This is a genomic window from Gordonia hongkongensis (genome assembly GCF_023078355.1).
Lineage (GTDB): Bacteria > Actinomycetota > Actinomycetes > Mycobacteriales > Mycobacteriaceae > Gordonia > Gordonia hongkongensis.
The window spans coordinates 3,288,434-3,312,822 of sequence record NZ_CP095552.1 but is presented as its reverse complement, the minus strand read 5'-3'; the positions used below and the strand labels follow the sequence as shown (position 1 = coordinate 3,312,822).

Below are 24,389 nucleotides of genomic sequence, written 5' to 3'. Positions count from 1 at the left end.
TGAGTGGGCCGACGATGCCGCTCCGCCGCGGGGTGTCAGGCAGGTTCGGGAAGATCGCGGTCGGGAACAGACCGGTCGCGTACGGAGAGGATGCGGGGGCAACGCGGTGACACAGATACTCCTCGCGGGGGCGATCGCGATCGCGGTGTCGATCCTGCTGACGCCGGTCCTCATCAAGGTGTTCTCCCGGCAGGGCTTCGGGCAGGAGATCCGGGTCGAGGGCCCGCAGAGCCACCAGACCAAGCGCGGGACCCCGTCGATGGGCGGCGTCGCGATCCTGGCCGCCCTCTGGGCCGGCTATTTCGGCGCCCACCTCGTCGGGGTCTTCACCGACGCCGGGAACGGGCCGACCGCCTCCGGACTGCTCGTCCTGGGGCTGGCGACCGCGTTGGGCGTCGTCGGGTTCCTCGACGACATCATCAAGATCCGCAAGCATCGCAATCTCGGTCTGAACAAGACCGCGAAGTCGATCGGGCAGTTCATCGCCGCCATTCTCTTCGGCATCCTGGTGCTGCAGTTCCGCAACGACTACGGCTACACGCCGGCGAGCACGAACCTGTCCTACGTCCGCGACATCGATGCGATCACGCTCGGGTCGGTCGTGTTCGTGGTGTTCTGCTGGCTGGTGGTCGCGGCCTGGTCGAACGCGGTGAACTTCACCGACGGGCTCGACGGCCTGGCCGCCGGCTCGATGGCGATGGTCCTGGGCTCTTACGTCCTGGTCACCTTCTTCCAGTTCGTCAACGCCTGTGCGGGCGGCGCGAAACCGCCGAGCGAGATCCCCACCGGCTGCTACCAGGTCCGTGACCCCCTCGATCTCGCGCTCATCGCCGTGGCCGGCGGTGGAGCGTGCCTCGGCTTCCTCTGGTGGAATGCGGCACCCGCCAAGATCTTCATGGGCGACACCGGCTCGCTCGCCCTCGGCGGCATGCTCGCCGGTCTGTCGATCACCACGCGGACGGAGTTGCTCGCGGTCGTCATCGGCGCGCTGTTCGTCGCCGAGATCATGTCGGTGGTGATCCAGATCGCCTTCTTCCGGACCACCGGTCGTCGCGTGTTCCGGATGGCCCCGTTCCATCACCACTTCGAACTCGGTGGCTGGGCGGAGACCACGGTGATCATCAGATTCTGGTTGCTCACCGCCATCGCCTGTGCGCTCGGCCTGTCGCTGTTCTACGGCGAGTTCCTGACCACCAATGGCTGATCGCCCGGCGGCCGACCCGACCCCCGGGGGGCCCGACCCGCGCGCCCTGGCCGGCCAGACCGTGGTGGTCGGCGGGGCCGGGACCGCGGGGTTGTCCGCCACCCGGTTCCTGGCGACGCTCGGTGCGAATGTCCTGCTCGCCGACGACCGGTTCGCCGGTGCTGACGCGCCGCCCGTCGACCGGAACGCCGCGGCCGCGGCGGTCGCCGGGGTCGCCGAGCTGATGTCGCACGGCGTCGAACCGGTCGCCGTCGCGGATCTGCTCACCGGTCCCGGGCGACTGGCGACGGCCACGGTCGTGATCGTGTCACCCGGCTTCGCGCCCACCCACCACCTGGTGGCGGCCGCGGCCACCGCCGGCGTACCGGTCTGGGGCGAGGTCGAACTGGCCTGGCGCGTGGACGTCGCGGGACTGCTGGGCGAACCACGCACCTGGCTTGTCGTGACCGGCACCAACGGCAAGACGACGACCACGTCGATGCTCGCCGGGATCGTCGAGGCATCGGGCCGCACGGGTGCGGCCTGCGGCAACATCGGGCTCCCGGTGCTCGACGCGATGCAGGCCGAGCCCAGGGTGGACGTGCTGTGTGCGGAACTGTCGTCATTCCAGCTGTATTGGGCGCCGTCGGTCCGTCCGCAAGCGGGAGTCGTGCTGAACGTGGCCGAGGATCACCTCGACTGGCATGGGACGTTCGAGGCGTACGCACTTGCCAAGGCGGGAGCGCTGCGCGGTGCGGTGAGTGTCGTCGGACTGGACGACCCGGTCGCGTCCGGCCTGCCCGCCGCGGGCCGCCGCATCGGTTTCACGCTGCGCGAGCCGCAGCCCGGACAGCTCGGCGTCGCGAACGGTGTGCTGATCGACCGCGCCTTCGACGCGGGCCGGTTGTACGACGCCGACGAGGTGCGCCCGGCCGGACCGTCGGGTGTCGCCGATGCGCTGGCCGCGTCGGCTCTCGCGCTCGCGGCCGGCATCGGGCCGGAGGCGATACGGGCGGGGCTGGCGTCCTTCCGGCCGGCCGGTCATCGCGGCGAGGTCGTCGCCTCGCGGAACGGGATCGACTTCGTCGACGACTCCAAGGCCACCAACCCCCACGCAGCCCAGGCGGCGGTCGCCGCCTTCGACCGAGTCGTGCTGATCGCGGGCGGTCTGCTCAAGGGGGCGTCGATGGACGAGATGCTCACCGCGGTGGGCGATCGGCTGGCCGGGGTGGTCGCGATCGGCCGTGACCGAGACCTGGTGATCGAGGCGATCGCGCGACACGCCCCAGAAGTCCCAACAGTCACAGTATTCACAGGGGACGATGGCACGGTGAACGTGCATCGTCCGGGACAGGCCGGTCCCCAAGCCTCAGCAGTTGATCTCCCGGGGACGGGCTCCTCGACATCGGTGGCGGTCATGGACCGGGCCGTCGAGGAGGCGTGGGTGCTCGCGGAGGCGAGCCCGTCCGCGCCCGACGCCGTGCTGCTCGCACCCGCGGCGGCCTCGCTGGACATGTTCGCCGGATACGGCGTGCGCGGTGACGCGTTCGCCGCCGCCGCGCGTCGGATCGCCGGCTCGCCCGACACCGGACGCTGAGTCGGATGAGCAGCCGGAACCCGGCCGCAGACAACGACCCCGTCGACGATGCCGATGACCGCAGCGGTCTCGACGGCGTGGGAGACGATGGTGTCCCTGCCGACAACGGGAGCGCTGATGTCGAGACCGGCGGGGACGCCGGTGGCCGGACGCGCACGAAAAACGAACGGCAGAGCGTGAAGCGCGGGACCGGTGGCAGGTCGGCACCGGACGACGCCGCGGGCCGCTCCGCGGGTGCGGCAGCAGCGACCGCCGCGTCAATCCCGGCGATCGTGCTCGACGCCATCCGCAACCTGTTGGCACGTCCGCTGGCGTCGTATCAGCTGATTCTCACGATGTCGTTCCTGCTCACCACATTCGGCCTGGTGATGGTGCTCTCGGCGTCGTCGGTCGAGGGGTATTCCAAAGAGGGATCGGCGTACGGGCTGTTCGCCACGCAGGTGATCTTCGCCCTGCTCGGCCTGGTGGTCTTCTACTTCATGCTGCGGATCCCGGTGCGGTTGCTCCGACGGTTCGCCGCTCCCGCGATGTTCGTCGCGGTGGTGCTGCTGGCGCTGGTCCTCATCCCCGGCGTGGGCACGCTGAGTCAGGGCGCACGCCGCTGGTTCGTCATCTACGGTTTGTCGGTGCAGCCGTCGGAGCTGGTGAAGGTCGCGTTGTGTATCTGGGGTGCGCACCTGCTGGCCTCGCGCCGACGGGACAACGCCTCGCTGCGCGAGCTGCTGGTCCCGCTCGTCCCGGTGGCGATGCTCGTGTGCCTGCTCATCATCCTCGAGCCGAACCTGTCGACGACGATCACCATCGCGATCATCGTCGGTGCGCTGTTGTGGTTCGCGGGACTGCCGGTCAAGGTCTTCGTCTCGTTCGCGGTGTCCGGCATCGCGCTCGCCGTGATCCTCGCCCTGGCCGAGGGCTACCGCTCGCAGCGCGTGATGAGCTTCCTCGGCAACGTCGACGACCCGCAGGGCGCCGGCTATCAGGCGCGCCAGGCGACCTACGCGCTCGCGAACGGCGGGGTCTTCGGCGTGGGCCTCGGCCAGTCGAGTGCCAAGTGGAACTATCTTCCGAACGCGCACAACGACTTCATCTTCGCGATCATCGGCGAGGAGCTCGGGCTCCTCGGCGGGCTCATGGTGGTGTTCCTGTTCGTCGTCCTCGCCTACATCGGCTTCCGGATCGCATCCCGGTCGACCGATCCCTTCCTGCGCCTGATGTCGGCGACCATCACGGTGCTGATCACCGCGCAGGCGTTCATCAACATCGGCTACGTCATCGGATTGCTGCCGGTGACCGGAATCCAGCTGCCGCTGATCTCGGCCGGTGGCACGTCGACGCTGACCGTCCTCGCGATGCTCGGTCTGCTCGCCAACGCCGCGAGGCACGAACCCGAGGCGGTCGCGACGCTCACCGGCGGGTCGCCGAGCCGCGTGGCACGGTGGCTGCGCCTGCCGACGCCGGTGGCCTACCGACAGACACGGGCGGAGTCGCTGCGCGATCGACTGGACCAGCGTCGCACGGCCGGTCCGCGTCCGACGGCCGGTGCCGGTCGCGGCGGCAGGGGACCGCAGTCGCGTCGCCGTCCGCCGAGCGGGCCCGCCCCGTCGGCCGATGCCGGACGTGGCCGTCGACGCTTCCCGTTGCCCTGGCGGCGTGCCGCCGAGACGTCGCAGCGGCGTGCCGCCGAGACGTCGCAGCGGCGTGCCGCCCCGTCGCAGTCCGCGCGGGACGATCGGCGGCAGGGTCGGTCGTCGACGCGATCCGGTGCCGGCGACACCCGAGGAGCCCGGTCGGCGGCCTCCGGCCGGGCGGGTGTCCCGCGCGGGCGGGTCCGGCCGGGGACTTCTTCGCGGAGCGGCGTCGACTACGGTGTCGGGTATCGGGGGAGCGGGTCGTATGTACGCGGCGCCGGGAGCGGAGCGAGCGGGCCGTATGTACGCGGCGCCGGGAGCGGAGCGAGCGGGCCGAATGTACGCGGCGCCGGCCGTCGGTGACCGGCGGTGGGAGCGGCTGAGGTGCGGGCCCACGACGGGAGATCTCCCGGCCGGGAGCCCGCGAATGTGATCGAAAGCTGAAATGGAGTGACGACGCCGGTGAGTTCGGGTGCGGTACAAGCTGATACGACCGGACGGCCGAACGGCCGGCCGTTGTCGGTGGTCGTCGCAGGCGGCGGCACGGCCGGTCACATCGAACCCGCCCTCGCCGTCGCCGACGCGGTCAGCCGCATCGATCCGACGGCCCGTATCACGGCTCTGGGTACCAGTCGGGGCCTCGAAGTCGATCTCGTCCCGGAACGCGGATACGACCTGCAGCTGATCCCGCCGGTGCCGTTGCCGCGCAAACCCGGCCTCGACCTGGCGCGCACCCCCGGTCGTCTGCTGGGTTCGGTGGCCGCCACCCGCAAGGTTCTCGACGAGGTGGACGCCGACGTGGTCATCGGTTTCGGTGGTTACGTCTCGGTGCCGGCGTACCTCGCGGCGCAGATGCACCTGCGCCGACGCAATCGGATCCCGATCGTCATCCATGAGGCCAATGCCTCGGCCGGCATCGCCAACAAGGTCGGTGCCCGCTTCGCCGATCGGGTCCTGGCGGCGGTCGACGGTTCCGGGCTCGATGCGACGGTCGTCGGAATCCCGGTGCGCGGTGTCCTCGCCGAACTGGACCGGCCCGCCCTGCGGGCGAAGGCGCGCCACTACTTCGGACTCGACGACGACGCTCCGACGCTGCTCGTCTTCGGCGGCTCGCAGGGCGCGCAACGACTCAACGACGCCGTGTCGGGCGCGGCGAAGACACTGGGTGAGGCCGGCATCGGCGTGCTGCACGCCTACGGTCCCAAGAACTCGATCGACCCCGCTGTCGTCGACGACGCGCCGCCCTATCGCGCCGTCGGATATCTGAAGCGGATGGATCTCGCGTACGCCGCCGCCGATCTGGTGATGTGCCGGTCCGGTGCGATGACCGTCGCCGAGGTGTCGGCGACCGGGTTGCCCGCGATCTATGTCCCGCTGCCGCACGGGAACGGCGAACAACGACTGAATGCGCTTCCGGTCGTGGAGGCGGGCGGGGGACTGCTCGTCGACGATGCGACGGTGGACGCCGACTGGGTTGCTCGCGAAGTGCCTGCGCTGCTGACGGATTGGGCTCGGCTGCAGGAGATGTCGGTCGCTGCCGCGGGCACCGGGCATCGGGACGCCGCGGCGGCGGTGGCCACTGCCGCCATCGAACTCGCGCAGGATTTCCGGGCCGGACGTCGTCGCGGTGGGAGGTCGGCCCGTGAACGATGACGCCGTGAGCGAAGCGACGGAGACGGAGGAGGCGGCGTCGGCTCCGGGGTCGCTGCCCGATGAACTGAGCCGCGTCCACATGGTCGGCATCGGCGGCGCCGGGATGTCGGGGCTGGCCCGGATTCTGCTGGCCCGCGGGGGACAGGTGTCGGGGTCGGATGCCAAGAACAGTCGCGGCATCCTCGAACTCCGGACCCGCGGCGCCCGGGTGCAGGTCGGGCACGATCCGTCGGCGCTCGACCAGATCCCCGGTGGCCCGTCTGTCGTGGTGACCACTCACGCCGCGATCCCGAAGACCAATCCCGAACTCGTGGCGGCACGGTCGCGCGGCATCCCGATTCTCCTGCGACCGCGCGTCCTGGCCCAGCTGATGGCGGGTCAGCGCAGCCTGCTGATCGCGGGCACCCACGGCAAGACCTCCACGACCTCGATGGCGGTCGTCGCGCTGCAGCATGCCGGGACCGACCCGTCGTTCGCGATCGGCGGCGAGCTGAACGAGTCGGGGACCAACGCCCACCACGGTGGCGACCCGATCTTCGTCGCCGAGGCCGACGAGAGCGACGGCTCGCTGCTGGAGTACACACCCGACGTCGTCGTCGTCACCAACATCGACGCCGACCACCTCGACTTCTTCGGTTCCATCGAGGCCTATGTCGAGGTGTTCGACCGGTTCGTCGCGCGCATCGCGGGCGGCGGGTCGCTCGTCGTGTGCCTCGACGACCCGGGCTCGGCCGCCTTGGCCGGCCGCGTCGCCGAGTCGCTCACCGCGCGCGGGGTGGAGGTCCTCGGTTACGGACGGGGGACCCACGCCGCGCTGGCGCCGACCGTCCGCAACGTCGCGACCATGACGTCCTGGCAGCCGCGCGGAGGTGGCGGAGCCGCCACGGTCCGGTTCACCTCCCCGCTCTGCCCGGATGTCGAGGATCGACAGATCGTCCTCCCGCTCCCGGGCGAGCACATGGCGCTCAACGCGATCGCTGCGGTGCTCGGTGCCGCCCGGGTGGGTGCGCAACCCGGCGTCGCAACATCCGACGCATCGACCGGGGCCGGGCGGCTCGACGGCATCGTGGCCGGGATCGGCGCGTTCGGCGGTGTCCACCGCCGCTTCGAGTTCCGCGGCCGGCGCGGCGGCGTCGAGGTCATCGACGACTACGCCCATCATCCGACCGAGGTGCGGGCCGTGCTGTCGGCGGCGCAGGACATGGTGTCCGCCCGCGGCGGGCCGAGCGGTTCGCGCGGGCGCGTGATCGCCGTGTTCCAGCCGCACCTCTACTCACGCACCGTCGAGTTCGCGGATGAGTTCGCGGCTGCTCTCGACCTCGCCGACGCAGTCGTCGTCGCCGATGTGTACGGGGCCCGTGAGGCCCCGATCCCGGGAGTCAGCGGGCGCACGATCTCGGACAAGCTGACCGTGCCGGGGATCTTCGCCCCGGACCTGTCGCGGCTGGCCGCGCAGGTCGCGCGACTGGCACGGTCCGGGGATGTCGTGCTGACCCTGGGGGCGGGCGACATCACCATGCAGGGTCCGGAGATCCTCGACGCCCTGGCCTCGGCCTCGACGACCGCCGACACCGCCACCGTGACGGGTTCGGGCGCGACTCCGACCGACGGCCCGGCGGACTCCGACGGCCGGACGGGGCGGGTGTCGTGATCCGCTGGCCGCAGCGCCGCCGGTCGCGCGTGGTCCTCGGCACGCTCATGGTGGTCGCGGCCGGGGTCGGGTTGGTGCTCATCGCCTACCTCACGCCGCTGATGTCGGTGCGCGGCACCGACGTCCGCGACAACGGGTCGATTCCGGCCGACGAGATCCTGCGGGTCGCGGCGGTGCCGTCGGGCACCCCGCTGCTGCAGGTCGACACCCGGGCGGTCGCGCAGCGCGTCGCCACCATCCCGTCCGTCGAATCGGCGCGCGTGCAGCGGAGTTACCCCTCGTCGCTGACCATCACCGTCGTCGAGCGGGTCCCGGTCGTGATCGTGAACAACGGCGACGACGTCCACGTGCTCGACAAGTCCGGGGTGGCGTTCCTCGACTACGACCGCACGCAGGGCGTCCCGCCCGAGGTGCTCAAGCTCCCGGTTCTCGACACCCCGAACCCGGGGCCGGCGGACCCGACCACCAGGGAGACCATCGCGGCGGTGGCGGGCTTGCCCGAAGCGCTGGCGCGGCAGGTCATCCGGGTGACCGCGACCTCGCCGGTCGACATCGAGTTCACGCTGTCGGAGAAGCGCACCGTGGTGTGGGGGGACAGCGACCGCGGCGCCGAGAAGGCCCGCACACTGACGCACCTGCTCACCCGCGAGGCGCGGATGTACAACGTGTCGAGTCCCGAGTTCCCGGCCTATCGGTGACGCACGCCGGATCCGGCCGACCCCGAAATCACCGGTCGGGGTGAGGCGGACCCGCGCGACGGAACCGGACGACCCCCGTGGGGCGGCGAAAAGCTGAGGGTTCCGGCGGATTTCGCCACGACTTCCCGACACGCCGAGCGCGGATCTGGATACCGGGGCCCGCGATGCCTAGCGTCATCACCACAACGAGTTACTTGACATAACTCTAAATCTATGGTTCAGGTTTAGGGTTTGTCGCGAGCGGGACGTGGACCGGCCGGTTCACACAGGACATATCGAGACCAGAACTCGAACATCGAGATCGACCACACAAGGAAGGCGAGCGCATGACGCCACCGCACAACTACCTGGCCGTCATCAAGGTCGTCGGCATCGGCGGTGGCGGCGTGAATGCCGTCAACCGCATGATCGAACAGGGACTCAAGGGAGTCGAGTTCATCGCGATCAACACCGACGCCCAGGCGTTGTTGATGAGCGACGCCGACGTCAAGCTCGATGTCGGGCGCGACTCGACACGGGGTCTCGGCGCCGGTGCCGATCCCGAGGTCGGTCGCCGCGCCGCCGAGGACGCGCGCGACGAGATCGAGGAACTGCTCAAGGGCGCCGACATGGTCTTCGTGACCGCGGGCGAGGGCGGCGGGACCGGAACGGGTGGTGCACCCGTGGTCGCGTCGATCGCGCGTAAGCTCGGTGCGCTCACCGTCGGCGTGGTCACCCGGCCGTTCGCCTTCGAGGGCAAGCGGCGCGGCGGACAGGCCGAGGCGGGCATCACCGCGCTGCGCGAGTCCTGCGACACCCTGATCGTGATCCCCAACGACCGTCTGCTTCAGCTCGGCGACGCGCAGGTCAGCCTGATGGACGCGTTCCGCAGTGCCGACGAGGTGCTCCTCAACGGCGTGCAGGGCATCACCGACCTCATCACCACGCCGGGCCTGATCAACGTCGACTTCGCCGACGTCAAGGGCGTCATGAGCGATGCCGGCAGCGCGCTGATGGGCATCGGTTCGGCCCGCGGCGAGGAGCGTGCGCGCAAGGCCGCCGAGTCCGCGATCAACTCGCCACTGCTCGAGGCCTCGATGGAAGGCGCCCGCGGTGTGCTGATCTCGATCGCCGGTGGCAGCGACCTGGGTCTGTTCGAGATCCACAACGCCGCGACCCAGGTGCAGGAGGCCGCGCACGAGGACGCCAACATCATCTTCGGCACGGTGATCGACGACAACCTCGGTGACGAGGTCCGGGTCACGGTCATCGCCGCCGGCTTCGACGGTGGCTCACCCAAGAAGCGGACCGACGTCCCGGCCGCCGCGGGGCGTTCCGCGGTCGGTCAGGGCCAGGCCGGCGCCGTGGCCTCGCCGCCGAAGAACGATCCGCTCTTCGGGGACATGCCGAAGGGTGCGGGCGATCCGTTCGAGCAAGAGCCGGAGCCGCCCCGCCGCAACACCGTTCGGCTCGACGACGACGATGTCGACGTGCCGTCGTTCATGAAGCGCTGAGCCCGCGCATGCGGGTGCGTCGTGTCATCACCACCCGTGCCGGCGGGGTCTCGGTGTCACCGTACGATTCGTTCAATCTCGGTGATCACGTCGGAGACGATCCGGAAGCCGTGGCGGCGAACAGGATTCGGCTGGCCGAGCAGATCGGGGTGGCGGCCGGGTCGGTGGTCTGGATGGAACAGATCCACAGTCGCAACGTCACCGTGGTCGACGGACCGGTTCCCGAGCCGGTGCCCGCCACCGACGCGCTGGTCACGACCACGCCCGGTCTCGCCCTCGCCGTGCTGTCCGCCGACTGCGTCCCGGTACTCCTCAGCGACGACGACGCCGGTGTGATCGCGGGGGTCCATGCGGGCCGCGTCGGCGCCCGGATCGGCATCGTGCCCGCCACCCTGCGCGCAATGGTCGAACTCGGCGCCCGGATCGGGTCCATCGGCGCCTTCCTCGGTCCTGCCGCGAGCGGAGACCACTATGAGGTGCCCGCCGACATGCAGGCCGACGTAGAGAAGCATCTGCCGGGCAGCGCCGTGCGTACCAAGAAGGGCACGGCAGGTCTCGACCTGCGTGCCGGCTTGCGGCGGCAGTTGCTCGAGGCCGGCGTCGCCAGAGTCGCGGTCGACCCGCGGGACACCATCGCCGACCCGAGCCTGTTCAGCCATCGCCGGGGCGCACCCACGGGTCGCCTGGCCTCGGTCATCTGGATGGATCCCGATGACGGTGCACACGGCGACGATGCACACGGCGACGATGCACCCGGTGAGCGGCGCCCGCTCGGGGAGTGACCCGGTGGCGAGAAGGATGGGGACATGACCGGGTCATCTGATGCGCGCACCGCCGAGTTGGGGGAACGGTTGGCCGCGGTGCGTCGGCGCCTCGACGCCGCGGTCGAGGCCGCCCATCGGCCGGCGGGCTCCTGTCAGCTCCTCGTGGTCACGAAGTTCTTTCCCGCGGATGACGTCCGTCGGCTGCTGCAGCTGGGGGAGCGCGCGTTCGGCGAGTCACGCGAACCCGAGGCCGGCCGGAAGGTGGCGGAGGTGCTGGGGGACTGGGAGTCCCCGGAGCCCGGCGACGTCCCCGTCTTCGACATGATCGGTTCGGTGCAGTCCAAGAAGGCCCGGTCGGTGGCGCGGTGGGCGCGCGCGGTGCACTCCGTCGACCGCCCGAAGGTCGTCGACGCCCTGGACCGTGCCGCGGTCGCGGCACTCGACGAGGGGGAGCGCGCCGATCCGCTCGGCATCCTGCTCCAGGTCAGCCTCGACGGCGATCCGCAACGCGGCGGCGTCGTCGAAGAGGATCTCCCGGCTCTGGCCGAGCGGGTCGTCGAGGCCGATTCACTGCGGTTGCGCGGGCTCATGGTCATCGCCCCGCTGGACGGCGAACCCGGACACTGGATGGCCGAGGCCGCACGCATCCATGAGGCGTTCCGCGGGCGATTCGACGCCGCCGAACTGTCCGCGGGCATGTCCGGGGACATGGAGGAGGCGGTCGCCGCAGGCTCGACATGCGTGCGTGTCGGAACCGCGATCATGGGCGATCGGCCGCTAATCTCTCAGTAATCACATTGGTAACACCAGAACCAAGTGACACACGAAGCGCAATTAGCTCACTGACCACAGATGCACCATCCGGCACGGCAGCAACCGGCGTCGCACTACCAGAGAGGCCGTCAATGACCACGATGCAGAAGTTCAAGGCTTACTTCGGCATGGTGCCGCCCAGCGAGTACGAGGACGACTACCTCGAGGAGTCGGCCCCGCCGCTGCGGGAGCGGTCTCGTGAGCGCGCCTACCGTGACGACTACTACGGCGACTCCTCCTACGATCCCGGATACGAGCCGTCGTTCCGGGACGCCGGCTACCGAGACGAGATCGCGTACCGCGACGAGCTGTCCGACCGCCACTACGACGCCGGCTTCGACCTGGCCCCGGAGTACGCGGCGGAGTTCGCCTACGCCGGCAGTCGCGCGGTGGGCGAGGGGCCGATGCGGGCGCCCGCCCGCCTCGAACCGCTGCAGCGTTCGTCGAGCGCGGCCCTGCGCGCTGCCACCGCGCCGCGGTCGATGGGTGCCGACCCCCGCGAACTCGAGCGCGTCTTCGCCGACAGCCCGCTGCAGAAGATCACCACGCTGCGCCCGTCGGACTACAGCGAGGCCCGTACCATCGGGGAGCGTTTCCGCGACGGCAACCCGGTCATCATGGACCTCGTCGACATGAGCAACGACGACGCCAAGCGCCTCGTCGACTTCGCCGCGGGTCTTGCGTTCGCGCTGCGCGGATCGTTCGACAAGGTGGCCACCAAGGTGTTCCTGCTGTCGCCCGCCGACGTCGACGTGTCGCCCGAAGACCGCCGCAAGATCGCCGAGACGGGCTTCTACAACCACTCCTGACCGGCGTCGGGTACCTCGGTTCGCCGTCGTCCGAGATGTTCAGGCACTCTTGACCCGTGGCTGCGATTTTGTTGAGCGTCTTGTACTACATCCTGCTGATCTTCTGGTTGCTCCTCCTGGGCCGGCTGGTGGTCGAACTGGTCCGGACCTTCGCGCGTGAGTGGCGTCCCACCGGGATCGCGGTGGTCGTCATCGAGATGGTCTTCACCGTGACCGACCCCCCGATCAAGGCGCTGCGTCGCGTTCTCCCCCGATCCCACTCGGTCCCATCCGGCTCGACCTGTCGCTCATGATCGTGATGCTCGTCGTGATCATCGGCATGAACATCGTCAACGGCCTGCGCGCCGACGCCCTGGCCGAGTCGCTCGCGATCGCCGGCCACCTCGTCCGCCCCTGATCCCCCTGCTCCCTGAGGAGCGCCCGGAGCTTGCGGGCGCGTCCCCCTGCTCCCTGAGGAGCGCCCGGAGCTTGCGGGCGCGTCCCCCTGCTCCCTGAGGAGCGCCCGGAGCTTGCGCGCGCGTCCCCCTGCTCCCTGAGGAGCGCCCGGAGCTTGCGGAGGGCGCGTCACGAAGGGCCCGTCCCCTGCGGGCGCACCCGATCGGGCGGCGGGTACCCCGCGTTAGGCAGATGGTCTACCGTTATAAGTCATCTTCGGATGACTGTTTCATTTCAACAGCGCATCGCAGAGATGCGACCAACGGTTCGCGTGTGACAGGATTGGACGCCAGTTACAATTTTTGACTGGTATGAATAGTTAGTGACAACCTGTATCGGTCGAACGACTCACCGTCGCGCGATCCGGGTTGGACGGCCCGCCAACTGAACACAAGTTCACCACCAGACATGAGGGGAACCGACATGCGGCTGACTCCAGCTGATGTGCACAACGTCGCGTTCAGCAAACCGCCCATCGGTAAGCGCGGTTACAACGAGGACGAGGTCGATCAGTTCCTCGACTTCGTCGAAGCCGAACTCGCACGGCTGATCGAAGAGAACACCGACCTCAAGCAGCGCGTCGAGGAGCTCGAGAGCGAGCTCGCCGATGCCCGTTCCGGTGGTGGCGCCCAGGCGGACGACCGGACCCAGATGTTCGCCAAGCCCGCCGCGGCACCCGAGCCGCCCGCCCCGGCGCCGACGCCGGCACCGCAGGCGACCAACGACGACGCCAACGTGCGTGCCGCACGCGTTCTCGCGCTCGCCCAGGACACCGCCGACCGGCTCACGGGCAGCGCACGCGCCGACGCCGACGCGATGCTGTCCGACGCCCAGACGCGCGCCGACACGCTGGTCTCCGAGGCGCAGACCAAGTCCGACGCCATGCTCGCCGATGCCCGGCAGCGCTCGGAGGCGATCCTCGCCGACGCCCAGACGCGATCGGAGGCGCAGTTGCGGCAGGCACAGGAACGTGCCGATGCCCTGCAGAGCGACGCCGAGCGCAAGCACAGCGAGATCATGGGCACGATCAACCAGCAGCGCGGTGTGCTGGAAGGCCGGATCGAGCAGCTCAAGACCTTCGAGCGCGAGTACCGTACGCGTCTGAAGACCTACCTCGAATCCCAGCTCGAGGAACTCCAGCAGCGTGGCAGTGCGGCGCCTGTCGAGGGCGGCCGACCCGATCAGTCGTTCTCGAACGATCCGGGTAACGGTGGATTCAGCAGCTACTCACCCAGCTGACCTGGGCGGATCGGTGCGCACTAGGCTGGTGATGTGCTGACCTTGGCGCTGGCCGCGACCCTCTTGGGGTTCGTGCTGCTCATCCTCGGTCTCATCACCGGGACCGTGTGGCTGGCCGTGGCCTGCATCGTGGTCTGTCTGGTTGGCCTCGGCTTCCTCCTGGCGGACGTGTTCGCCGGTCGCAAGGGCGAAGCGGCCCGGTCACTGGAAGACATGGTCCCGGGCGCCGGTCGCGACACCGATCCGTCGCACGACGCCGATGACGACGCTGTCACCGGGCACGACTCGGACGGCGATCGCGGCGCCGATGCACCGACGCGTCGGTACCCCGCCGCCGACACCCCCGGTGTCGGCGATTCCGAGTCCGCCGGCTATCGGCCCGGGGCCTTCGACCCCGGAATGGCCGCGCCCGCTGGTTCGGTCCCGCCGAATCGACCTGCTCCCGAGCGTCGTGAGGGCAACCTCGAGGACTATCTGCGTTCGGTCGGCGGCGACAGTCCGAGTGGTGACGGGCCGCCCCGCGGGGCCCCGCCCACCGGTGTCGATGTCGCCGGTGGTCGCCCCGGTCCGCCGCCGGGTTCCCGACCGCCCGGCGTGGGACCGCAGAGTCGCCAACCCGGTGTCGGTCAACAGTCGTGGACTCAACAGCAGGCCCGGCCGCAGCAGGGGCAATTCGGTCCTCCGCAATCCGGCCCGCCTCCGACCAGGGGCCAACGGCCTCCGGTCGGCCCGCCGTCGGCTCCGCGTCCGTTCGACCCGCAGTCCTCAGGGTGGGCCCCCGACGACGTGCCGGGCGGCGACGTCGCCGGCCCGGACGACTGGGCAACAAGTCCCGATGAGTCCGCGCCGCGTCGTCGGCGTGCGGGTTTCGATCCGCTTGATCCGAACTGGCATCCGCCGCCGGACTGAGCGCACCCGCACGGCCGCGCACCGGTCGAGAACCCATTGGCCCGACCGGGTCGGTCGTCGCTACACTGGTTCACGCGTTGATCCGGCCATCACCGGGGAGCACCCGGAAGAACGGTGTCATCGAGTGCGGCGTCCAGTGGACGGTGCGAATGCGTGACTCCCAGTAGAACCGGGCGGGCGTGGCCCGTGACAGCCACAGGATCGTCCGGTCACCGACCGTCGCGATTCGTCGAGTGGCGTCGGATCTCCGACGCAAGCGGGGTGGTACCGCGCAGACCTCCGGTGTGCGTCCCCGTGCCGATGAGACATCACCAGGCACGAGGAGACGAGCCGTGAGCGACGCGACCGACCCCACCCAGTCCGCCCCCACTCAGTCCGGGCGGGTGTATCCCAAGGTCGACATGACCGGGGGCACCGGGCGCAGCGCCCCCGACTTCCCGTCCGTGGAACAGCGGGTCCTGCAGTACTGGGACTCTGATTCGACCTTCGCCGCGTCGATCGCGAACCGGGCCGACGCCGAGGAGTTCGTCTTCTACGACGGTCCGCCGTTCGCGAACGGTCTGCCGCACTACGGTCACCTGCTGACCGGTTACGTCAAGGATCTGGTACCCCGGTACCAGACGATGCGTGGCAAGAAGGTGGACCGCCGATTCGGCTGGGACACACACGGTCTGCCTGCCGAGCTGGAGGCCGAACGCCAGCTCGGGATCACCGACAAGTCGGAGATCGAGAAGATGGGCATGGCGAAGTTCAACGAGTACTGCCGCGACTCGGTGCTGCGGTACACGGGGGAGTGGCGTGACTACGTGACCCGTCAGGCCCGCTGGGTCGACTTCGACAACGACTACAAGACACTCGATCTCGACTTCATGGAGTCGGTGATGTGGGCGTTCAAGGCGCTCTACGACAAGGGGCTCATCTACCAGGGCTATCGCGTGCTGCCGTACAGCTGGTACGAGCAGACGCCGTTGTCCAACCAGGAGTCCAAGCTCGACGATGCCTATCGGATGCGCCAGGACCCGGCGGTCACCGTCACGATGCCGCTCTCGGTGCCCGACGGTCCGCTGGCCTCGCTCGACGGTGTCAACGCGCTGATCTGGACGACGACGCCGTGGACCCTGCCGTCCAACCTCGCGATCGCGGTCAATCCCGAGGTCACCTACGTCCACGTGAAGGCCGCCGACGGCCGGGAATATCTGCTGGCCGAGGCGCTGATCGGTGCGTACGCGAAGGAAATCGCCGATCCGGAGGTGCTCGGCACGCTCCGCGGCGCGGATCTGGCGGATCTGTCGTACGCGCCTCCCTTCGACTTCTTCGCCGGCCATCCGAACTCCCATCGCGTATTGCTGGGTGACTACGTGACCACCGACAGCGGCACCGGGATCGTGCACCTCGCACCGGCTTTCGGCGAGGAGGACATGGACCTCGCGACCGCCAATGGCATCGAGGTGGTGCAACCGCTCGACCCGGGCGGACGCTTCACCGCGCAGGTCCCGCCGTACGAGGGTCTGATGGTGTTCGACGCCAACCCGGTGATCATCAAGGACCTGAAGGAATCCGGCCGGATCCTCCGCCATGAGACCATCGAGCACTCCTACCCGCACTCGTGGCGGTCGGGCCAGCCACTGATCTACATGGCGGTGCCGTCGTGGTTCGTCGCGGTGACGCAGTTCCGCGACCGCATGGTCGAACTGAACAAGCAGATCACGTGGGTGCCCGAACACATCCGGGACGGACAGTTCGGCAAGTGGCTCGAAGGCGCCCGGGATTGGAACATCAGCCGCAATCGGTACTGGGGTGCGCCCCTGCCGGTCTGGGTGTCCGACGACCCGGAGTTCCCGCGCGTCGACGTCTACGGTTCGCTCGACGACCTCGAGCGCGACTTCGGCGTGCGACCGGACAACCTGCACCGGCCGTTCATCGACGAACTCACCCGGCCCAATCCCGATGACCCGAGCGGGAAGTCGACCATGCGTCGGGTGCCCGAGGTCCTCGACTGCTGGTTCGAGTCGGGTTCGATGCCGTTCGCCCAGGTGCACTATCCGTTCGAGAATCGCGACTGGTTCGACGGTGGTGACTCCGCGCACGCCCCGGCCCACAATCCGGGCGACTTCATCGTCGAGTACAACGGGCAGACCCGTGGCTGGTTCTACACGCTGCACGTGCTGGCCACCGCGCTGTTCGACCGGCCGGCCTTCAAAACCGTTGCTGCGCACGGGATCGTGCTGGGCGACGACGGCCAGAAGATGTCGAAGTCCAAACGCAACTACCCCGACGTCAACGAGGTCTTCGATCGCGACGGATCGGACGCGATGCGATGGTTCCTGATGGCCTCGCCGATCCTGCGCGGCGGCAACCTCGTCGTGACGGAGCGAGGCATCCGGGAAGGGGTGCGTCAGGCGCTCCTGCCGCTGTGGAACGCCTACAGCTTCCTGCAGCTCTACGCCGAGCGCCCGGCGACCTGGCGGACCGACTCGCAGCACGTGCTCGACCGCTACATCCTGGCCAAGCTGGCGACGACTCGCGACACGATGACCGCGGCGCTCGACACCTACGACATCGCGGGGGCGTGTGACGCCTTCCGTGAGTTCGTCGAGTCGCTCACCAACTGGTACGTGCGTCGTTCCCGGGCACGCTTCTGGGCCGGCCAGGACGAGGACACCGACGCCTTCGACACCCTCTACACCGTGCTCGAGGTCGCCTGCCGGCTGGCCTCGCCGCTGCTCCCCCTGGCGACCGAGGCCATCTGGCGGGGTCTCACCGGGGAGCGGTCGGTGCACCTGACGGACTGGCCGACGAACGATGAGCTGCCGGCCGATGCCGACCTGGTCATGGCGATGGACCAGGTCCAGGCGGTGTGCTCGACGGCGTCGAGCGTCCGCAAGGCCAACAAGCTGCGGGTCCGGCTGCCCCTGTCGGGTCTGACGGTGGCCTCGCCGACCGCGCCCGCGCTCGAGCCGTTCGTCGACCTGATCAAGGACGAGATGAACGTCAAGGACGTGACTCTGGCGGCCGATGCCAGCGAGTACGGGCGTTACGAGATCGCGGTCAACGCGCGTGCCGCCGGCCCCCGCCTGGGTCAGGACGTGCAGCGTGCGATCAAGGCGGTGAAGTCGGGCAACTGGACTGCGGGCGAGGGCGCCGACGGGTCCGAGATCGTCGTCGCCGACGGCATCGAACTCCACGACGGGGAGTTCACCCGACGGCTGGTGGCCGTCGAACCGGACTCGACCGCGGAGCTGCCGGGCGGGAACGGCCTGGTCGTCCTCGACACGGCGGTCACGCCCGAACTCGAGGCCGAGGGGTGGGCGAAGGACCGGGTTCGCGAGCTGCAGGATGCGCGCCGCACCCTGGGACTGGACGTCTCCGACCGGATCACGGTGCGACTCGTCGTACCGGCCGAACGTCTGGACTGGGCGAGGACGCACGCCGACCTGATCGCCGGCGAGGTGCTCGCGGTGCGGTTCGACGTGACCGGCGACGGTGACGCGGGCAGCATCGAACTGGGCGACGGTGTGACCGCCGACGTGGCGAAGACGAACTGATCCGTTGACACGTGCACCGCGCGGACATCCCGGCCGGGATGTCCGCGCGGTGTCGTCGTCGGTGGCGCGGGGAGGCGTGGTCGGACGAGACGATCTGGGACACCGATCGCAACAGTCGCACCCTGGTGGTGCTGCGCCACGTACGGTGTGGAGACTGCCGCGACATGGCCCCGCGGGGTGAGCACACACCCGAGCGCGCCGTTCGCCGCCCGAACCATCTACGAGGGGCAGACCCCGATGACCCGCATGGACGTGGACCCGATCCCGGCGCGATCCGCCGCGTTCGAACCGCTGCTGTTCACGGTGGCCTACGAGATCCTGGGCTCGGCTGTGGACGCCGAACATGTTGTCCGACACTGCCTCTGGGATCATTCGGCGAGCGCGCCGGTGGACGCGTTCGGCCCCGGGTCGGCCCGAGCGCACCTCATCGCGCAGGTCGCCCGGCGCGCGCTCGAGACGCTCGCCGCGCGTCGACGTGTTACCGGGGACTACGTCGGACCGTGGCTGCCCGATCCGATCCGGTTCGACGGCGACGTCCTCGCCGACGCGGGTCTCGCGGAATTCGCGTCGACCGCGATGCTGCTCGTTCTGGAAGAACTCGAGCCCGCTGAACGGACGGTGTACGTCCTGCGTGAGATCTTCGGATTCGCCGACGACACGATCGCCATGATGCTGTCCTGGACGCCCGACGAGGTGGGGACGCTCGCGGAACGAGGCCGGTCGTTCGTCGAGCGTCGGCGCCCCCGGTTCGATCCGATGGACCGCGCCCGCGCCGCGGACATCGTCGAAACGTTCCTCGACGCGGCCGAGTCGGGCGACGCCGACGCCCTCATCGCCCTCATGGCACCGGAGGTGGTGCTGACCTCGGACAGCAACGACAAGGCCACCGCGGTACGGCAGCCCATGCGCGGGGCGCCCGCGGTGATGCAGGTGCTGTCGGGGTTCGCCCGGATCGGCGCTGTGCTCGAGGACTACCGCGCCGAGTTCGTGGTCTTCAACGGTCAGCCCGGGATGATCCTCTACTTCGACGGCCGGCTGCAGACCGCGATCACCCTCCGCGTCCTCGACGACCTGATCGTCGACATCTACGTGATGCGCAACCCCGACAAGCTCGTCGGGGTCGAGCTCCGTCGGCCGGTCACCCGCTGATCCACCCACCGCGCAGAGTGCGGGACCTGTACCGGAAACCGGTACGAATACCGCACTCTGTCCGGTCTCAGGCGAACAGTGCCGACAGTGTCTGCTCGATCTGGAGCCGGAAGAGCTGCTCGGGATGCGCGAAGGTATCGGTCCCGTACTGGCCGAAGGTCTCCAGGCTGATCGCGCCGACGAGTACGGCCCACAACGTGGTGGCCGCGGCCAGGACCGCGGCGGGGGTGTCGAGGTCGAACTCATCGCGGATCGCGTCCATGTCCGCGGCGACATCCGGTGTGGGAGAGGGGAGGTCGGCGCGTAGCAGGCCTTCGGCGTGGGCGGCCGAGCACTCGCGGAGCAGCCGCACGGGAATGCGTGTGCCGGGCCCGATGGTCCGCTCGCCGGGGGCGGAGTAACCGGGCACCGGGCTTCCGTAGATCAGCGCCCATCGGGACGGCTCGGCGAGAGCCCAGGTCCGCGCGGCCGCGGCCGCGGCCGCGAGTCGATCGCGCCGTCGGGAGGTGGCGATGGAATCGGCCGCGGCGTCGACGGCGTCCGCGACATCGGTGTAGGCCTCCACAAGCAACATGGTCAGCAATTCGTCGCGGCTCGGGACGTACCGGTACACCGCCGAGGAGACGACGCCCATGTCGCGGGCGATGGCGCGCAACGAGAGCCCGGCGGCGCCGTAGGTGGTCAGGTGTTCGCGTCCCAGTCGACGGATCTCGTCGGTCATCATCGCGCGGTTCTCCGCGCGGGTTCGTCCGGTGGCCATGGCGACGATCCTGCCACAAACCGAGAGCGGTGCTCTTGATTTCCTGGCGGCGTGGCTGCATACTCGATTTCGAGAGCACTGCTCTCGAAAGTGCCACCGCGACGAAAGGCCCATCATGACCGCGACCACCCACTACAAAGCCCCCAGCGGATTCGACGCCGCCTTCAACCGCGCGGTGCGCTGGCTCGCCGACCGCGGGGTCAACCTGGCCGGGGCGCAGACACTCACCGTCGTCGGCCGCAAGACCGGCACGCCGCAGCGAGTCCCGGTCAACGTCCTGCGGCTCGACGGGGCGGAGTACCTGGTGGCCGTCCGGGGCGACACGCAGTGGGTGCGCAACGCGCGCGTGGCCGGCACGGTGGAACTCCGCCGTGGCCGACGTCGGGCCGTCGTCACCCTCACCGAAATCGACCCCGCCCTTCGGCCGCCGGTCATCCGGGAGTACCTGCGCCGCTGGGGGTGGGAGGTCGGGCGGTTCCTGCCCGCGGGCCTCGCGCTCGCCTCGTCGGACGAGGATCTCGCCGCCCACGCCGGGTTGATCCCCGTCTTCGCCGTCACCGCTGCTCACTAGACTCGGTGAGGTGTCACGCCTCGAACCCGAACCGCCGCGCCCGGTCGGTGCGGTGTCGGGGCGGGGGTCCGAACGCAGCCCGCGCTGGGTGATGCACCTCGACATGGACGCGTTCTTCGCCTCCGTCGAACAGCTCACCCGCCCGACGCTGCGCGGCCGCCCGGTACTGGTGGGCGGGTCCGGTGGGCGCGGGGTGGTCGCCGGCGCCAGCTACGAGGCACGCGTGTTCGGGGCCGGCTCGGCGATGCCGATGCACCAGGCGCGTCGGCTCATCGGGCCGACCGGCGTGGTCATCCCGCCGCGCGGATCGGTGTACAGCACGGTCAGCAAACGTGTCTTCGCCATTGTGCGCGAAGCGGTTCCGGTCATCGAGACGCTGTCGTTCGACGAGGCGTTCGGCGAGCCGGAAGAACTCGCGGGGGCGACCGTCGACGCGGCCGGCGAGTTCGCCGAGGAGCTCCGATCCTGGATCCGGAGCGAGGTCGGACTCGCCGCGTCGGTCGGACTCGGAAGCGGCAAACAACTCGCGAAGATCGCCTCGGGGATGGCCAAACCCGATGGGGTGATGGTGATCCCACCGTCCGGCCAGCTGGAGTTCCTGCATTCGCTCCCGGTCCGCAAGCTGTGGGGCATCGGGCCCGTGTCCGGCGATCGGCTGGCGCGGCTGGGGATCGCGACCATCGGTGACCTCGCGGCGATGTCGCCGGTCGAGGTGGCCTCCGTGCTGGGCGCCACCGTCGGTCCCGCGCTGCATCGCCTTGCCCACGGCATCGACGACCGGCCGGTCGCCGAACGTGCCTCCTCGAAGCAGATCAGCGCCGAGTCCACCTTCGCCGAGGACATCGTCGAACTCGACGCGCTGCGTCCCGCCATCCGCAAGGCCGCCGCCGGCGCTCACCGCCGACTGCTCACCGACGGCCGGGGAGCGCGCACCGTCGTACTGAAACTGAAGAGATCCGACATGTCGATCCTGACGCGCTCGGCGACGACCGCGGCGGCCACCACCGACTTCGACGACCTCGAGCGGACGGCGCAGCGGCTCGCGCTCGATCCGCGTTCCATCGGGGCGATTCGCCTGGTCGGCGTCAGCTTCTCGGGGTTGACCGCGGTGCAGCAGTACGCCCTCTTCGACGAGCTGGGCAGCGAGGGACCGGCCGATGTCGAGACCACCCACCACGACACCGCCGCAGGCCACGGTGCGGAAGAAGGGGGTCGCGCCGAGGTGGCGACGTCACCGGACCCGGCCGGGGCCGAGGCGTCGGCCGTCCAGATAGCTGACTCGGCGCCCGAACCCCCGCGGTTCGCGCCGGGAGGGAGTTCGATGCCGGTCGGCCGCTTCGGCCCCGGCGCCGACGTGACCCACCCCGACCACGGGCACGGCTGGGTTCAGGGGAGTGGACACGGGGTCGTGACCGTGCGATTCGAGACCCGCACGAGCGGGCCGGGGCGCACGCGCACGTTTCCGGTCGACGATCCGAACCTCCGTCCGGCGGATCCGCTCGACAGCCTCGAGTGGGATCTTCCCGGCGACGGTTGACCGATCGGGCACGGTATCGACCGGCCGTGACCGCCACCCGGCGGGTGCCGGTGGCAGCACTCAGTCCTGTTGTGCGACAAAGAAATCGGTGATCAATTCGAGATCGTGACCCGAGGTCAGCAGTGCGATGAGCGCCATGCGCGCCTGCGGTGCGCGCAGCCAGGGTGACACGATCGCCCCGGCCCGCCGCAGATCGACCGCGCCGCCGCCCCCGCCGTAGGTCGCGGTCACCTCGCCGTACGGGACGCGGCTGGTGACGACGACGGTCACCCCGCGCTGGACGGCGAGTGCCACCTCGGCGGTGATGTCCGGGTGGGTGTTCCCGGAGCCGGTCGCCGCGAGGACCACGCCGGCGGCGTTCTGTGCGACCGACGCGGCGATCAGTCCCGGTGACACGCCCGGGTAGAGGGTGAAGGCGTCGACGCGTGCCGGCCGGCCCACCGGTACCGGTCCGGCGAGCACCCGTCGCGGCACCGGCGGGTCGTCGGCCCGACCGGTGCCCTGCACGGTGTCGAAGGCCGCGGGGTCGGTGGTGGAGACCTTGAACAACCCGCGTGCCGGCAGGAGTCGGCCGCCCATGGCCACGAGGACTCCTCGACCGCGGGCGGTCGGGTCGTCGATCGCGGCCAATGCGGCGGCGAGATTCGACGGCCCGTCGGCGCGCGGAGAATCAGACGGCAGCATCGCCCCGGTGAACACGACCGGCCGCTCGTCGGCGGCGTACAGGTCGGCGAGGTAGGCCGTCTCCTCCATCGTGTCGGTTCCGTGTGTGATCACCACACCGCGGACGGCGGGGTCGGCAAGCGCGTCGGCGATCGCGCGGACCACCGCGAACTGTTCGGCGACGGTCATGGCGGAACTGTCCACCGACATGAGGTCGACGGTGCGGATGGCCGACGGAGTGCGCGACGTCCCGTCGTCCCCGGCCCTCTCGTCCCCGGTCCCGATGTCCCCGGTCCCGGTGGTGATCGTCCCGGCGGCGGAGAGGAGAGCGGCCGAGCCGAGCGCCGGGATCGCGCCGTCGTCGGTGGTCTGGGCGGCGATCGTGCCTCCGGTGCTGATCAGCACGGTGACTCCGGTGGCCGCGGGCGGGGTGCCTGTCATGGTGCCCAAGGGTCACCGGAACCCTGTCGGCCCGTCAAGCGTTGCCTGCTCGGCGCCATCGGTCGGGCGGATCGTCGTCGCGTGTCGCCGGGCACCGGGGACCCCTGGTGCCCGCCGTTTGGCATAGTGGTGTGGGCCGTCGCCGGGGGACCCGGCACACAAGTCCGGTCGGGGCACACTCTCGGCAGACACGTCCGGTCGGGCCGAACCCGGCAGACACGTCCGGCATCGCGGTACGAGAGCGCCCGCCGGCGCACCCCATGCCCGAGAACACAGTGAGGGAGATCGTTGAAGTATCGGAAATTCCTGGGCGCGACCATGATCGCGGCCGCGTTGATGACCACCGTCGCGGCTTGCGGGAGTGACGACGCAGACGCGCCGCCCGCACCGACGCTCACCAGCACCGACACCGCAGCCGCGAGCGGCGACGGCTCCGAGATCACCGACGGCAGCAACCCGCCGTCGATCGCCGCGCTCAACGAGATGGTCGATCAGGCCGTCGACCCCGACATCCCGCGGGCCGAGAAGGTCGAACTGGTCGAGGGTTCGGAGAAGGACCCGGCGATCTTCGACGAGCTGGTCAAGGCACGTGCCGAGAACTCCGACGTCGACTGGGTCCTCGTCAACCCCGTGATCAGCGCCGGACCCAACAAGGCCCGCGTCAAGGTCCGGATCGAGACCGCGGGCAACCCGCCGACCAACGCCGAGTCGACCATCGTCTTCGACGACGGGCGCTGGAAGCTCTCGAACGAGACCGTGTGCAACCTCCTCGGCCTCTACCAGGTCGAGAGCGCCATGTGCGCTCCGGCGAGCTGACCACTCGCCGCACAGCATGATCCGCGGCCCCGCGT

General features: G+C 69.9%; 20 protein-coding genes and 1 pseudogene. 18 read left to right on the top strand and 3 right to left on the bottom strand.

Going from position 1 to position 24,389, the window contains the following annotated elements; genetic code table 11:
* Positions 1-106 precede the first annotated feature (106 nt).
* The 13 genes and pseudogenes from mraY (at position 107) to MVF96_RS14885 (ending at position 14,872) form a co-directional block, all read left to right on the top strand.
* Positions 107-1,204 carry a phospho-N-acetylmuramoyl-pentapeptide-transferase gene (gene mraY / locus MVF96_RS14945; RefSeq protein ID WP_058251712.1) on the top strand — a complete coding sequence of 366 codons (1,098 nt, stop codon included), beginning with the start codon at positions 107-109 and terminating at the stop codon, positions 1,202-1,204.
* On the top strand, positions 1,197-2,780 hold the full coding sequence (murD, locus tag MVF96_RS14940) for a UDP-N-acetylmuramoyl-L-alanine--D-glutamate ligase (RefSeq protein WP_247449529.1): 1,584 nt from the start codon (positions 1,197-1,199) through the stop codon (positions 2,778-2,780). Before mraY ends, murD begins: the two co-directional genes overlap by 8 nt.
* A 5-nt stretch (positions 2,781-2,785) precedes the next feature.
* Complete coding sequence (gene ftsW, locus MVF96_RS14935) at positions 2,786-4,771, top strand: putative lipid II flippase FtsW (RefSeq protein WP_247449527.1); 1,986 nt, start codon at positions 2,786-2,788, stop codon at positions 4,769-4,771.
* Between the two features lie 159 nt (positions 4,772-4,930).
* Positions 4,931-6,061 carry an undecaprenyldiphospho-muramoylpentapeptide beta-N-acetylglucosaminyltransferase gene (gene murG / locus MVF96_RS14930; RefSeq protein WP_272499263.1) on the top strand — a complete coding sequence of 377 codons (1,131 nt, stop codon included), beginning with the start codon at positions 4,931-4,933 and terminating at the stop codon, positions 6,059-6,061.
* Positions 6,062-6,140: 79 nt separating this feature from the next.
* Positions 6,141-7,712 (top strand): UDP-N-acetylmuramate--L-alanine ligase, encoded by a 1,572-nt coding sequence (gene murC, locus MVF96_RS14925; protein WP_247452117.1) that lies wholly within the window; start codon positions 6,141-6,143, stop codon positions 7,710-7,712.
* A complete protein-coding gene (locus tag MVF96_RS14920; protein ID WP_068970568.1) occupies positions 7,709-8,410 on the top strand; it encodes a cell division protein FtsQ/DivIB in 702 nt (233 codons plus the stop codon). Before murC ends, MVF96_RS14920 begins: the two co-directional genes overlap by 4 nt.
* Positions 8,411-8,736: 326 nt before the next feature.
* Positions 8,737-9,903, top strand: coding sequence for a cell division protein FtsZ (ftsZ, locus tag MVF96_RS14915; RefSeq protein ID WP_058251716.1), 1,167 nt, complete (start codon positions 8,737-8,739; stop codon positions 9,901-9,903).
* Between the two features lie 8 nt (positions 9,904-9,911).
* Positions 9,912-10,685, top strand: coding sequence for a peptidoglycan editing factor PgeF (pgeF, locus tag MVF96_RS14910; protein WP_247449523.1), 774 nt, complete (start codon positions 9,912-9,914; stop codon positions 10,683-10,685).
* Positions 10,686-10,709: 24 nt separating this feature from the next.
* Complete coding sequence (locus MVF96_RS14905) at positions 10,710-11,459, top strand: YggS family pyridoxal phosphate-dependent enzyme (protein WP_247449521.1); 750 nt, start codon at positions 10,710-10,712, stop codon at positions 11,457-11,459.
* 113 nt (positions 11,460-11,572) lie between these two features.
* Positions 11,573-12,289 (top strand): cell division protein SepF, encoded by a 717-nt coding sequence (locus MVF96_RS14900; protein WP_065632303.1) that lies wholly within the window; start codon positions 11,573-11,575, stop codon positions 12,287-12,289.
* A gap of 56 nt (positions 12,290-12,345) precedes the next feature.
* A pseudogene (locus MVF96_RS14895) lies at positions 12,346-12,686 on the top strand (YggT family protein).
* 461 nt (positions 12,687-13,147) lie between these two features.
* Positions 13,148-13,963 (top strand): DivIVA-like cell division protein Wag31, encoded by an 816-nt coding sequence (gene wag31, locus MVF96_RS14890; protein ID WP_058251721.1) that lies wholly within the window; start codon positions 13,148-13,150, stop codon positions 13,961-13,963.
* Positions 13,964-13,996: 33 nt separating this feature from the next.
* Positions 13,997-14,872 carry a hypothetical protein gene (locus MVF96_RS14885; protein WP_247449519.1) on the top strand — a complete coding sequence of 292 codons (876 nt, stop codon included), beginning with the start codon at positions 13,997-13,999 and terminating at the stop codon, positions 14,870-14,872.
* A 70-nt stretch (positions 14,873-14,942) separates the two neighbouring features.
* On the opposite strand, the gene MVF96_RS14880 is transcribed toward MVF96_RS14885, so the two are convergent.
* A complete protein-coding gene (locus MVF96_RS14880) occupies positions 14,943-15,128 on the bottom strand; it encodes a hypothetical protein (protein WP_247449517.1) in 186 nt (61 codons plus the stop codon).
* Positions 15,129-15,204: 76 nt separating this feature from the next.
* Here MVF96_RS14880 and ileS point away from each other — a divergent pair, with 76 nt between their 5' ends.
* Both ileS and MVF96_RS14870 read left to right on the top strand, forming a co-directional pair.
* Positions 15,205-18,417 (top strand): isoleucine--tRNA ligase, encoded by a 3,213-nt coding sequence (gene ileS / locus MVF96_RS14875; RefSeq protein ID WP_247449515.1) that lies wholly within the window; start codon positions 15,205-15,207, stop codon positions 18,415-18,417.
* Positions 18,418-18,594: 177 nt separating this feature from the next.
* Complete coding sequence (locus MVF96_RS14870; protein ID WP_336276193.1) at positions 18,595-19,566, top strand: sigma-70 family RNA polymerase sigma factor family protein; 972 nt, start codon at positions 18,595-18,597, stop codon at positions 19,564-19,566.
* A 67-nt stretch (positions 19,567-19,633) separates the two neighbouring features.
* Here MVF96_RS14870 and MVF96_RS14865 read toward each other — a convergent pair whose 3' ends face one another.
* A complete protein-coding gene (locus MVF96_RS14865) occupies positions 19,634-20,326 on the bottom strand; it encodes a TetR/AcrR family transcriptional regulator (protein WP_247449513.1) in 693 nt (230 codons plus the stop codon).
* A gap of 115 nt (positions 20,327-20,441) precedes the next feature.
* On the opposite strand from MVF96_RS14865, the gene MVF96_RS14860 reads away from it, so the two are divergent.
* Together MVF96_RS14860 and MVF96_RS14855 are read left to right on the top strand one after the other, a co-directional pair.
* Complete coding sequence (locus MVF96_RS14860) at positions 20,442-20,897, top strand: nitroreductase/quinone reductase family protein (RefSeq protein WP_068970578.1); 456 nt, start codon at positions 20,442-20,444, stop codon at positions 20,895-20,897.
* A 91-nt stretch (positions 20,898-20,988) separates the two neighbouring features.
* On the top strand, positions 20,989-22,434 hold the full coding sequence (locus tag MVF96_RS14855; protein WP_247452115.1) for a DNA polymerase IV: 1,446 nt from the start codon (positions 20,989-20,991) through the stop codon (positions 22,432-22,434).
* Positions 22,435-22,494: 60 nt separating this feature from the next.
* On the opposite strand, the gene MVF96_RS14850 is transcribed toward MVF96_RS14855, so the two are convergent.
* Positions 22,495-23,538 (bottom strand): asparaginase, encoded by a 1,044-nt coding sequence (locus tag MVF96_RS14850; protein ID WP_247449511.1) that lies wholly within the window; start codon positions 23,536-23,538, stop codon positions 22,495-22,497.
* 288 nt (positions 23,539-23,826) lie between these two features.
* Between MVF96_RS14850 and MVF96_RS14845 the strand changes: the two genes are divergently transcribed.
* Complete coding sequence (locus MVF96_RS14845; RefSeq protein WP_472891646.1) at positions 23,827-24,354, top strand: WKL family lipoprotein; 528 nt, start codon at positions 23,827-23,829, stop codon at positions 24,352-24,354.
* Positions 24,355-24,389 lie beyond the last annotated feature (35 nt).

What these genes read in the sequence shown, in the direction of transcription:
- murD (WP_247449529.1), top strand. Translation starts at nt 1,197, where the DNA reads ATGGCTGATCGCCCGGCGGCCGACCCGACCCCCGGGGGGCCCGACCCG.
- ftsW (WP_247449527.1), top strand. Translation starts at nt 2,786, where the DNA reads ATGAGCAGCCGGAACCCGGCCGCAGACAACGACCCCGTCGACGATGCC.
- murC (WP_247452117.1), top strand. Translation starts at nt 6,141, where the DNA reads ATGGTCGGCATCGGCGGCGCCGGGATGTCGGGGCTGGCCCGGATTCTG.
- ftsZ (WP_058251716.1), top strand. Translation starts at nt 8,737, where the DNA reads ATGACGCCACCGCACAACTACCTGGCCGTCATCAAGGTCGTCGGCATC.
- pgeF (WP_247449523.1), top strand. Translation starts at nt 9,912, where the DNA reads ATGCGGGTGCGTCGTGTCATCACCACCCGTGCCGGCGGGGTCTCGGTG.
- MVF96_RS14905 (WP_247449521.1), top strand. Translation starts at nt 10,710, where the DNA reads ATGACCGGGTCATCTGATGCGCGCACCGCCGAGTTGGGGGAACGGTTG.
- MVF96_RS14900 (WP_065632303.1), top strand. Translation starts at nt 11,573, where the DNA reads ATGACCACGATGCAGAAGTTCAAGGCTTACTTCGGCATGGTGCCGCCC.
- wag31 (WP_058251721.1), top strand. Translation starts at nt 13,148, where the DNA reads ATGCGGCTGACTCCAGCTGATGTGCACAACGTCGCGTTCAGCAAACCG.
- MVF96_RS14865 (WP_247449513.1), bottom strand. Translation starts at nt 20,326, where the DNA reads ATGGCCACCGGACGAACCCGCGCGGAGAACCGCGCGATGATGACCGAC.
- MVF96_RS14860 (WP_068970578.1), top strand. Translation starts at nt 20,442, where the DNA reads ATGACCGCGACCACCCACTACAAAGCCCCCAGCGGATTCGACGCCGCC.
- MVF96_RS14855 (WP_247452115.1), top strand. Translation starts at nt 20,989, where the DNA reads ATGCACCTCGACATGGACGCGTTCTTCGCCTCCGTCGAACAGCTCACC.
- MVF96_RS14850 (WP_247449511.1), bottom strand. Translation starts at nt 23,538, where the DNA reads ATGACAGGCACCCCGCCCGCGGCCACCGGAGTCACCGTGCTGATCAGC.